Here is a 9,454-nt window from a genome sequence, read left to right as displayed (position 1 = left end):
GCACAGACGCGCCCGTCCCCGCCGCGGACCACTCCCGCCGCGCGTTCGACGGCCGCCCCGTCAGTGGTGGAAGCCCGTCCTGGCCGGCACCCCGAGGTCCTTCAGCGGCACCGGCTGGCGGCGCAGCTCCGGCAGCAGCCGTGCGAGGTCGCCCAGCAGCAGGTCCGCGAGGTCCCGGGAGAAGCCGTTGCGGCAGACCACCCGCAGCACCGCGAGGTCCTCCCGGTTCGCCGGGAAGGTGTACGCGGGCACCTGCCAGCCGCGCTCGCGCAGCCGGCGCGACACGTCGAAGACGTCGAACGGCACCCCGTCCGCCGTGGTGAACGCGAACACCGGCAGCTCGTCGCCCCGGGTCAGCAGCCGGAAGCCGCCGAGCGCCCCGATCCCGTCGGCCAGGTACCCGGCGACCTCCCGGCAGGCGCCCTGGACGGCCCGGAAGCCGGCCCGGCCGAGCCGCAGGAAGACGTAGTACTGGGCGATCACCTCGGCGCCCGGCCGGGAGAAGTTCAGCGCGAAGGTCGGCATCTCGCCGCCCAGGTAGTTGACCTTGAACACCAGCTCCTCGGGCAGCGCCCCGGGGTCCCGCCACAGCGCCCAGCCGACGCCCGGGTAGACCAGCCCGTACTTGTGGCCGGAGGTGTTGATGGAGGCGACCCTGGGCAGCCGGAAGTCCCAGACCAGGTCCTCGTCCAGGAACGGCGCGACCATGCCGCCGGAGGCGCCGTCCACGTGCACCGGGACGTCCAGGCCGGTGCGCGCCCGGAGGTCGTCGAGCGCGGCGCAGATCTCCGCGACCGGCTCGTAGGAGCCGTCGAAGGTCGAGCCGAGCACGCCGACCACGCCGATGGTGTCCTCGTCGCAGAGCGCCACCGCCTGCTCGGGGCCGAGGTGGAAGCGTTCGCCGTCCATCGGCGCGGTGCGGGCCTCGACCTCCCAGAAGGTGCAGAACTTCTCCCAGCAGACCTGCACATTGACGCCCATCACCAGATTGGGCCGGGCTCCGGCCGCGTAGCGGTCGGCGTTGCGGCGCATCCAGCGCCGCTTGAGCGCGAGGCCGGCCAGCATGCAGGCCTCGCTGGAGCCGGTGGTGGAGCAGCCGACGGCGGCGTCCGGGTCGGGGGCGTGCCACAGGTGGGCGAGGATGGACACGCAGCGCCGCTCCAGCTCGGCGGTCTGCGGGTACTCGTCCTTGTCGATCATGTTCTTGTCGAGGCACTCGGTCATCAGCCGGGTGGCCTGGACCTCCATCGAGGTGCTGACGAAGGTGGCCAGGTTGAGCCGTGCGTTGCCGTCCAGCAGCAGCTCGTCGTGGATCAGCTGGTACGCGGTGTCGGCCGGGACGGGACCGTCGGCGAGCCGGTGCAGCGGGGGCGCCAGCTCCATCGCGCCGAGCGGGTCGGCGGCGGTGCCGAGGAACGGGCCGACGGTCAGCCGGCGGTCGTCACCGGCCCCCTTGTGCAGTGCCATGGGAATCTGCCGCCCTTCCGTCCGGTGGCCGGGTCCGCTCCCACGCTGCCACCGGTCGCCGGGCGACGCATCTCCACCGCCGGGCCGGCCCCCACCGGGCGGCTCAGGCCGTCTCCGGGTGGATCTGCTCGCGGGCGGCCCGGTACTGCTGGCGGACCGCCGAGCCGACCGGCAGGTCGTGGTCGGCGTCCGGGGCCGCGGTGACGGCCTCCGGCAGGTCCCACCGCGGCGGCTCGGGCGTCCCGGCCAGTGCCCAGGCCGCCTGCCGGGCCGCGCCGCGCGCCGCGTGCGCGCCGGGCGGCGGGACGACCACCGGCACGCCGAACAGCTGCGGCGCGACCTGCCGCACCGCCTCCAGCCGGCCGGCGGCGCCCAGCAGGAAGACCCGCTTCACCTCGACGCCCCGGGCGCGCAGCACGTCCAGGGCGTCCGCGCTGTTGCAGAGCATGCCCTCGACGGCGGCCCGGGCCAGGTGCTGAGGGGTCATCGACTCCGCGCGCAGCCCGGTCAGGGTCCCGGCCGCGTGCGGCAGTGCGGGCGTCCGCTCGCCGTCCAGGTAGGGGAGCAGCACCAGGCCGTAGGCGCCGGGGGAGGACTGCAGGGCGAGGTCGCTGAGGCCCTCCAGGTCGCGGCCGAGCAGGGCGGCGGTGGAGCGGAGCACCTGGGCGGCGTTCAGGGTGGCGACCATCGGCAGGTGGCGGCCGGTGGCGTCGGCGAAGGAGGAGACCAGGCCGGTGGCGTCCACCACGGCCTGCTCGTGCACCGCGAAGATCGTCCCGGAGCTGCCGAGCGAGACCACCGCGTCGCCGGGGCCGAGGCCCAGGCCGAGTGCGGCGGCCATGTTGTCGCCGGTGCCGGCCGAGATCAGCAGGCCCTCGGGGGTGTGGCCGGCGGGTTCGGCGGGGCCGAGCACGTCCGGCAGCCTCAGCTCGTGGCCGAGCGCCAGCTCGACCAGGTCCTGCCGGTACTCGCCGGTGATCGGGGACCAGTAGCCGGTGCCGGAGGCGTCGCCCCGGTCGGTGGTGCGGCGCTTGGGGTGGCCGAGCAGCTGCCAGACCAGCCAGTCGTGCGGCAGCAGCACCTCGGCGATCCGCCGGGCGCTGGCCGGTTCGAACTCGGCGAGCCAGCGCAGCTTGGCGACGGTGTACGCGGGGCTGGGGACGGCGCCGATCGCCGCCGTCCAGGCCGCCGGGCCGCCCAGTTCGTCCAGCAGGGCCGCGGCGGCGCCGCTGGAGCGCGGGTCGTTCCACAGGATCGCCGGCCGGACCTGCACGCCGCCCGCGTCCAGGCCGATCATGCCGTGCTGCTGCGCGCTGACGCCGATCGCCCGGACGCCCTCCAGCAGGCCGCCGGCCGCGGCGTCGCCGAGGGAGTGCAGCCAGAGCTGCGGGTCGGTCTCGCCGGGGCGGGCGTCGGGGTCGTCGGGCGCGGGGTGCGGGGCCTTGCCGGAGCGCAGGACGGCGCCGGTGGCGGAGTCGCACGCGACGATCCGGGTGCGACCGGTCGAGCTGTCTATCCCCGCGACGATGGCCATAGTCGAGATCATGCCTCAGCGGGCGCCCGGACGCGGCCCGGCCGGGCAAGTGTTGCCCGTTCGGTACCGCGCCCGGGAGCCCTCGTCCGGCAGGCCTTCACCGCGGTGTCACCCGCCCGTCACGGACGGCCGCCAAGGGGTGCCGGGGCCCCGGGTGCGGGACGGCGGTCAGGGGCGGTAGGTGCCCCAGCTGTCGTCCTCGCTCCTGGCGCGGTTGAAGTACGGCACCCGGTCGGTGACCGAGTTCGGCAGCCGGTCGCCGACCTTGTCGGCGACGGCCCCGGCGGCCTTCCCGGCGACCGCGCCGGCCTGCTGCCGGGCCTTGTCCGCCGCGCCCTGGACCTTGGGGTTCCCGGCGACCTGCCGGGTCACCCTGGCGATCTGCTCGTAGCGCTGGCGCCCTGCCCGCGTGCCCAGGACGTAGCCCGTCGCGAGTCCGACACCGAACGACAGCTTCCACATGGTCGGATTCCACCCTCTCCTGGCGGCCATTGCCGCGTTGCCCTACCCGTCTGCCGGGACGGTGAACCGTCGGCGCCCCCAGCATCCACGGACGGCGGCCCGGGCGCGCGGGGAACGCGCCGCGCGGGGCCGCCCGGCGGCGGCCGGGGGAAAGCGATTGGCGGACCACCCCCCCGAGTGCGCTAATGTATGTCCCGCAGCGAGCGCCGAGGAGCCCGGGAGACCGGGGGCCGGAGCGGGAAGCTCGATCCCCCATAGCTCAATTGGCAGAGCAGCCGACTGTTAATCGGCAGGTTATTGGTTCGAGTCCAATTGGGGGAGCTCGGGTGGATGCCCATCTGGTGCTGACACCCACTCGTGGTACAGGAGTCGTGTACCGCGGTCCCGCATAGCTCAATTGGCAGAGCAGCCGGCTGTTAACCGGCAGGTTTTTGGTTCGAGTCCAAATGCGGGAGCTGCACCGGGCCCGCCCGGTGACTGCTCAGAGCGAAGGCCCCTCGGTAGACCGGGGGGCCTTCGTGTTGCCCCGGCCGCTCCCGGCCGCCTCCGGGCCCTCCCGTCCGACGTGAGCCGTCTCACGCCACGGCCTGCTGGAAGAGCTCGGCGACCCGGTCGTCGAAGGTGATGCTGTACGAGGTGCCCGGCGTCTCGCCGCCCTCCTGGTAGCCGCCGATCACGCCGATCACCCGGCCGTTCGTGGTGAGCCAGGGGCTGCCACTGGTGCCGTCGGTGTAGCCGGCGCAGTCGAAGCGCTCCTGGGTGGGGCTCTGCGAGGCGGTCAGTCCGGAGCAGGTGATCGGCTCGTCGCGCTCGTTGGGGTAGCCGGTGACCGAGACCGCCAGGCCGAAGCCCTGGTCGGTGCCGAGCGGGTTGCCGCCGACCGCGTCCTCGACCTGCCGCCCGCCCGCCGTGCCCACGGTGACGAACGCCACGTCGTACTCGGGGTCGGCGTCGGCGGACCAGCGCGGATCGACGGTGACCGACTTCACCGGCCAACTCCCGTACGGCGAATACCCGTTGCGGTAGCCGGGGGTGAACACCAGGCCGTCCAGCAGGCCGATCCGGTGGTTCTCCACGCAGTGCGCGGCGGTCACCAGCAGATTGTGCCGCGGGCTCTGCACCACGCTCGCCGTGCACGCCCGGGGCCCCTGCGCGGTGTGCACCGACAGCGTGCCGATCCGGTCCCAGGCCGGGTTCTGCGGGGCCACCGAGGCCGTCCGCCCGCCGTCCTGCCCGCCGCCGCACGCGATCGCGGCGGCCAGCAGCAGGGCCGCCACCGCGACCGTCCTGGCGGCTCGCGTGGTCCGGACCGGGCGGGAGGGCATCCAAGGCTCCGTATCGTCCTCGGGGCGGTCGCGGCCGTTCACGCGTTCCGCCGTTCGGGACCAAGATCTACCAGTCCGGTCCGCCCCGCGCCACCGTCGCCCCGCCCGCCCCTGCTCGCGTACCCGTGTGCGCCCCCGGCGCGCACCACGGGTGATCGACCGGCTATGCTGCCCGGGACGGCCTTTCGGGGCCGTCTGCTGCTGCCGCGACCGGCCTGCCGTCGCGCGCTGCGAACCGGGGCGGTAGCTCAGCCGGTTAGAGCAGGGGACTCATAATCCCTTGGTCGTGGGTTCGAGTCCCACCCGCCCCACCCTCCGTACCCGCGCGAGCGGCCCCCTGGCTGGGAAAACCCTAGGGGATCGGGCATGCTGCCACGCCGCGACGCGCTGGAATTCACCCGGACGATGACGCCCTCCGAGGCCGTGCGCGGCCTCCGTATGCTGGGCGGATGCTTGCCCTCCCCCGTGTGCCGACCCCGGTCGTCGACTGTGCTGACGAGGTGTTCGAGCGGGCCGGCGTCCGCCTGCGGCTGAAGCGGGACGACCTGGTGCATCCGCTGGTGCCGGGGAACAAGTGGCGGAAGCTGGGCCCCAACCTGGAGGCGGCGGTGCGCGAGGGGCACCGGCGGCTGGTGACGTTCGGCGGGGCGTACTCGACGCATCTGCGGGCGGTGGCGCTGGCGGCGGGGGCGCTGGGGCTGGAGAGCGTGGGGCTGGTGCGGGGCGAGGAGTTGGCGGGGGCGCCGCGGAACTGGTCGCTGCGGGCCGCCGAGGAGGCCGGGATGGAGCTGGTGTTCCTGTCCCGGGCCGAGTACCGGGAGGCGGCCGGGCGGGTGGCCGCGGGCGGTGCGGGGGAGGCGGGGCTGCGGCGGCGCTGGGGGCCGTGCCTGGTGCTGCCCGAGGGCGGGTCCAACGCGCTCGCGGCGCGCGGGGCGGCGGCGGTCGTGGCGGAGCTGGCGGGGCTCGGGGAAGGGGACGTGGTGTGCTGCCCGGTCGGCACCGGGGGCACGCTGGCCGGGATCGCGGCCGGGCTGCCGCCGGGGGCGCGGGCGCTGGGCGTGGCGGTGCTGCGCGGCGCGGAGGGCTACCTGGAGGGCGAGGTGACGCGGCTGCACCGGGAGGCGTACGGGCGGGAGTTCGGCGGCTGGCGGATCGACCACGGGCACCACGGCGGCGGGTACGGGCGGGTGCCGGCCGCGCTGGAGGAGTTCGCGGCCGGCTTCGAGCGGCGGCACGGCATCGCCCTGGAGCGCCGCTACGTGGCGAAGACGCTGGCCGCCCTGTACGACCTCACCGCCGCCGGCGCCTTCCCGCCGGGCACCCGGCTCACCGCCGTCGTCACCGGGCTGCCCGACCCGCTCTGAGCTCAGGTGAGGTTGGAGCAGGGGTCGTCGTCGGCGGTGCGGCTGTTCTGGGCTATGGCGCTGGGCACGCCGGTCGGCAGCGGGCCGTCGGGGAGGACGGTGGACGGGCCGGCGGTGGGCGTGGCGGGGGCGGGGTGGTAGTCGCGGCCGAGGGTGACCACGATCCCCTCGGAGCCCGGCTCCTCGGTCGTCCGGGCGCCTGGGAAGAGCGGGGCGAGCTGCTCGGCGACGGCCGCGAACAGCGGGTCGTAGGCGATCTCGGTGCGCAGCCGGCCGCCGGTGGTCTGGCCCAGCGAGACGTTCTGGAAGCCCTGGGCGCGGATCGCCGCCGAGCCGCGGCCGGCGAGCCCGTCGGTGCCGACGCCGTTGACCACGGTGACCGGGGTGGCGAGCTGCTCGGCGGTGAGCGGGGTGGCGGTCGGGGAGGGTTCGGACGTGGTGGGGGCGGTGCTCGCGGTCGCGGGCACCTCGCCGGTGGCCTGGCCGTCCAGGGTGCGGTCCTCGCGCAGCAGCCGCCACAGGGTGTCCACATCGGGGTGGACGAGGTCGATCCGGCCGCTCTGCACGGTGGAGAACCGCCAGGGGGCGGTGACGAAGGTGATGTCGGAGAGCTCGATCTGCTGGAGCGACTGGGCGAAGTCGACCAGCTTCATCGCGGTGCCCAGGCCCTCGTCGACGGTGAGCGAGCGGGTCGCGGCGTCGGCCAGCGGGAGCAGGGTCGGCAGCGAGAAGCCCTGGGACTGGATCTTGCGGATCATCGAGGAGAGGAAGGCCTGCTGGCGCTTCATCCGGCCGATGTCGGAGTTGTCGCCGAAGCCGTAGCGGGCGCGCAGGTAGTCGACGGCGGGCTGGCCGGATATCTTCTGCGGGCCCTTCTTGAGCTTGATGTCGTGCGAGTCGACGTCGTTGGGGACGCAGACGTCCACGCCGTTGATGGCCTCGGTCATCGCCGCGACGCCCTTGAAGTCGACCACGATGGTGTGGTCGATCCGCAGGCCGGTGAGGGCCTCCACGGTGTTCTGGGTGCAGGCCGGGTTCCCCTGGGGGGAGTCGCCGACGGTGAAGGCCTCGTTGAACATCTGGTTGGTGCGCGGCTTGGTCCAGTCGCCGCTGGGCAGCCGGCAGGACGGGATGGTGACCAGGGTGTCGCGGGGGATGGAGACGCCGACGGCGTGCTTGTGGTCGGCGTAGACGTGCAGCAGGATCGCGGTGTCGGAGTGGCCGACGCCCTCGTCGCCGCCGCCGAGGTCGGCGTTGCCGTCGTTGCGGGTGTCCGAGCCGAGCAGCAGGACGTTGACCGGCACGGAGGCGCCCGGCGAGGTCGGCACGGGCGCGGGCGGGCGCTCGGTGGCGACGCCGCCGGCGTCGAAGGTGGTGATGTTGGTGTCGAGCCGGTGGTAGAACCAGGCGCCGGCACCGGCCACGGACAGCACCAGGACGGCGGCGAGTCCTATGACGGTCCGTATGACACGCCGACGGCGCGAGCTGCTGCTCATCCTTCCCGTCCCCCCGTCTTCCGCTCTATTTCCCCACCCGTACCGCCTGGTCGCGGGCGGGTGTCGACCTTCGAACGTTAGACGTTTCGGGGGAGTGTTCGGTTACCTCCGATCGGCGGCCAATTCGCCGGTCGGTGCTGTGACGCTTCTCACGCGCCTTCGCCCGCGCCTCTTCTCACGCGCCCGGGCCGGCGGCCCCCGCGAGCATCCGCCGCAGCAGGTCGCGCAGTTGGGTCCGCTCCTCGGAGCCGAGCGCGGCCAGCGGCTCGCGGGCGAAGTTCAGCGACTCGCGCAGTTCCTCGGAGGCCGTGCTGCCGGTGTCGGTGGCGGCGACCAGCTTGACCCGGCGGTCCTGCCGGTCGGGCTGGCGGGTGACGAAGCCGCGGGTCTCCAGCCGGTCCACGATGCCGGTGATGTTGGAGGGCTCGCAGCTGAGCGTCTGGGCGATCTGGCGCATGGGCATCGGACCGCGCCGCAGCAGGGCGAGGACCTTGGCCTGCGCTCCGGTGAGCGAGCGGGCGGCGGCGGCCTCCTCGTACTCGCGGTGGAAGAGCGCGACCAGGTTGGCCATGAGGTCGACGACCTCGCGGGTGATCTCGTCACCCGGCGGCGTGCTGTCCCGGTTCGGCTGGGCGTTCATGGTGACCAGTCTACCTGAACATTTGACAACGTGAACTTTTCAGGCACATGGTTACTTCACTGCCTCAACCTTTCATGTGCGGGATCACCACGGCCGCCGAGCCGACCGCGCCGCAAGCGCCCGCCGCCCGTGAGAGCGGCACCTCGCCGCCCGCCCCCGGGGCCGGCCGGTCCCGGCCGACTTCGCCCCCGCCGAGGCGCCGGTCCGCACCTCGGGCCCGGGCGAGATCCTGGTCCGCCCGGACGGCTGACCCGCCGTCAACCCGGCCCCGCACCGGTCCTGCCCGGTGCGGGGCGGTTTGCGTACCCGGCGGAGGGGATCCGGCCGCACTACCGCATTCCGGCCGGATCCGAAAGTGCGTCATCCGTGGTGAGGGGCGGCGCGGTACGGTGGTCGGGCCCGGCGATGGGGCCGTTCGGGGGAGAGATCCGACCGGGGGGTGGACCTCGTTGCGGATTCGACTAGCATTGAGCGAAAGCCTGTCCGTTTTGCTCAATTTAGTGGCTTAATGTCGGCTAACGTGGGTAACTGCGGATCAACTACGGGCACGAACACGAGGCAGCTGGGGAAGGCGACCCTCGTCCACAGCCTGGAGGTCCCGGTGACGACACGTGGAGTCCTGTACATCCACTCCGCGCCCCGCGCGCTGTGCCCGCACGTCGAGTGGGCCGTCGCGGGGGTGCTCGGCGTGCGGGTGAGCCTGGACTGGATCCGCCAGCCGGCCGCACCCGGGCACTGGCGTGCCGAGCTCTCCTGGCAGGGCGAGCCCGGCACGGCCTCGAAGCTCGCCTCCGCGCTGCGCGGCTGGCAGTTGATGCGGTACGAGGTCACCAGCGAGCCCTGCGCCGCCGCCGAGGGCGAGCGGTACAGCAGCACGCCCGGGCTCGGCATCTTCCACGCCGTCACCGGCATCCACGGGGACATCCTGATCCCCGAGGACCGGCTGCGGGCCGTCCTGCTGCGCGCCCGCAGCGAGGGGGCGGACCTGGAGGCGGAGATCGCCATGCTGCTCGGCAAGCCCTGGGACGACGAGTTGGAGCCCTTCCGCTACGCCGGGGAGGGCGCGCCGGTGCGCTGGCTGCACCAGGTGGTCTGACCCGGGGGAGCCGGCCCGCGGCGGCAGGACGAAGGGGAGGGGGAACGCGGTGGCGGAGATCGTCCTGATC

8 protein-coding genes and 3 tRNA genes are annotated in these 9,454 nt (G+C 74.0%); 5 read left to right on the top strand and 6 right to left on the bottom strand.

Annotation, left to right across the window (positions count from 1 at the left end):
- Positions 1-60: 60 nt before the first annotated feature.
- From ACFU74_RS33800 to ACFU74_RS33790, 3 genes are all read right to left on the bottom strand, one after another.
- Positions 61-1,467 (bottom strand): glutamate decarboxylase, encoded by a 1,407-nt coding sequence (locus tag ACFU74_RS33800; RefSeq protein ID WP_380763806.1) that lies wholly within the window; start codon positions 1,465-1,467, stop codon positions 61-63.
- Between the two features lie 103 nt (positions 1,468-1,570).
- Positions 1,571-3,001, bottom strand: a complete 1,431-nt coding sequence (locus tag ACFU74_RS33795) for an FGGY family carbohydrate kinase (protein ID WP_380763804.1) — start codon at positions 2,999-3,001, stop codon at positions 1,571-1,573.
- A 168-nt stretch (positions 3,002-3,169) separates the two neighbouring features.
- Positions 3,170-3,463, bottom strand: coding sequence for a hypothetical protein (locus ACFU74_RS33790; protein WP_380763802.1), 294 nt, complete (start codon positions 3,461-3,463; stop codon positions 3,170-3,172).
- Positions 3,464-3,711: 248 nt separating this feature from the next.
- On the opposite strand from ACFU74_RS33790, the gene ACFU74_RS33785 reads away from it, so the two are divergent.
- Positions 3,712-3,784, top strand: a tRNA-Asn gene (locus ACFU74_RS33785).
- 61 nt (positions 3,785-3,845) lie between these two features.
- Positions 3,846-3,918, top strand: a tRNA-Asn gene (locus tag ACFU74_RS33780).
- Between the two features lie 120 nt (positions 3,919-4,038).
- Here the strand turns inward: ACFU74_RS33780 and ACFU74_RS33775 are convergent.
- Positions 4,039-4,788 (bottom strand): trypsin-like serine peptidase, encoded by a 750-nt coding sequence (locus tag ACFU74_RS33775; RefSeq protein WP_380763800.1) that lies wholly within the window; start codon positions 4,786-4,788, stop codon positions 4,039-4,041.
- 237 nt (positions 4,789-5,025) lie between these two features.
- Between ACFU74_RS33775 and ACFU74_RS33770 the strand changes: the two genes are divergently transcribed.
- Positions 5,026-5,099: transfer RNA gene (locus tag ACFU74_RS33770), tRNA-Ile, on the top strand.
- Between the two features lie 138 nt (positions 5,100-5,237).
- A complete protein-coding gene (locus ACFU74_RS33765) occupies positions 5,238-6,152 on the top strand; it encodes a 1-aminocyclopropane-1-carboxylate deaminase/D-cysteine desulfhydrase (RefSeq protein WP_380763798.1) in 915 nt (304 codons plus the stop codon).
- 2 nt (positions 6,153-6,154) lie between these two features.
- Here the strand turns inward: ACFU74_RS33765 and ACFU74_RS33760 are convergent, their stop codons facing one another.
- Both ACFU74_RS33760 and ACFU74_RS33755 read right to left on the bottom strand, forming a co-directional pair.
- Positions 6,155-7,648: an LCP family protein gene (locus ACFU74_RS33760; RefSeq protein ID WP_380763796.1), complete on the bottom strand. Its 1,494-nt coding sequence runs from the start codon at positions 7,646-7,648 to the stop codon at positions 6,155-6,157.
- A gap of 175 nt (positions 7,649-7,823) precedes the next feature.
- Positions 7,824-8,288: a MarR family winged helix-turn-helix transcriptional regulator gene (locus tag ACFU74_RS33755; protein ID WP_380763794.1), complete on the bottom strand. Its 465-nt coding sequence runs from the start codon at positions 8,286-8,288 to the stop codon at positions 7,824-7,826.
- Between the two features lie 601 nt (positions 8,289-8,889).
- Between ACFU74_RS33755 and ACFU74_RS33750 the strand changes: the two genes are divergently transcribed.
- Complete coding sequence (locus ACFU74_RS33750) at positions 8,890-9,384, top strand: DUF3145 domain-containing protein (protein ID WP_350566458.1); 495 nt, start codon at positions 8,890-8,892, stop codon at positions 9,382-9,384.
- Positions 9,385-9,454: the final 70 nt, after the last annotated feature.

Origin of the sequence: Kitasatospora sp. NPDC057500, assembly GCF_042802195.1 — a bacterium.
In the GTDB taxonomy this organism is placed as follows: domain Bacteria; phylum Actinomycetota; class Actinomycetes; order Streptomycetales; family Streptomycetaceae; genus Kitasatospora.
Note: the sequence above shows the minus strand (reverse complement) of the source record. Positions and strands in the feature narration are given on the sequence as shown.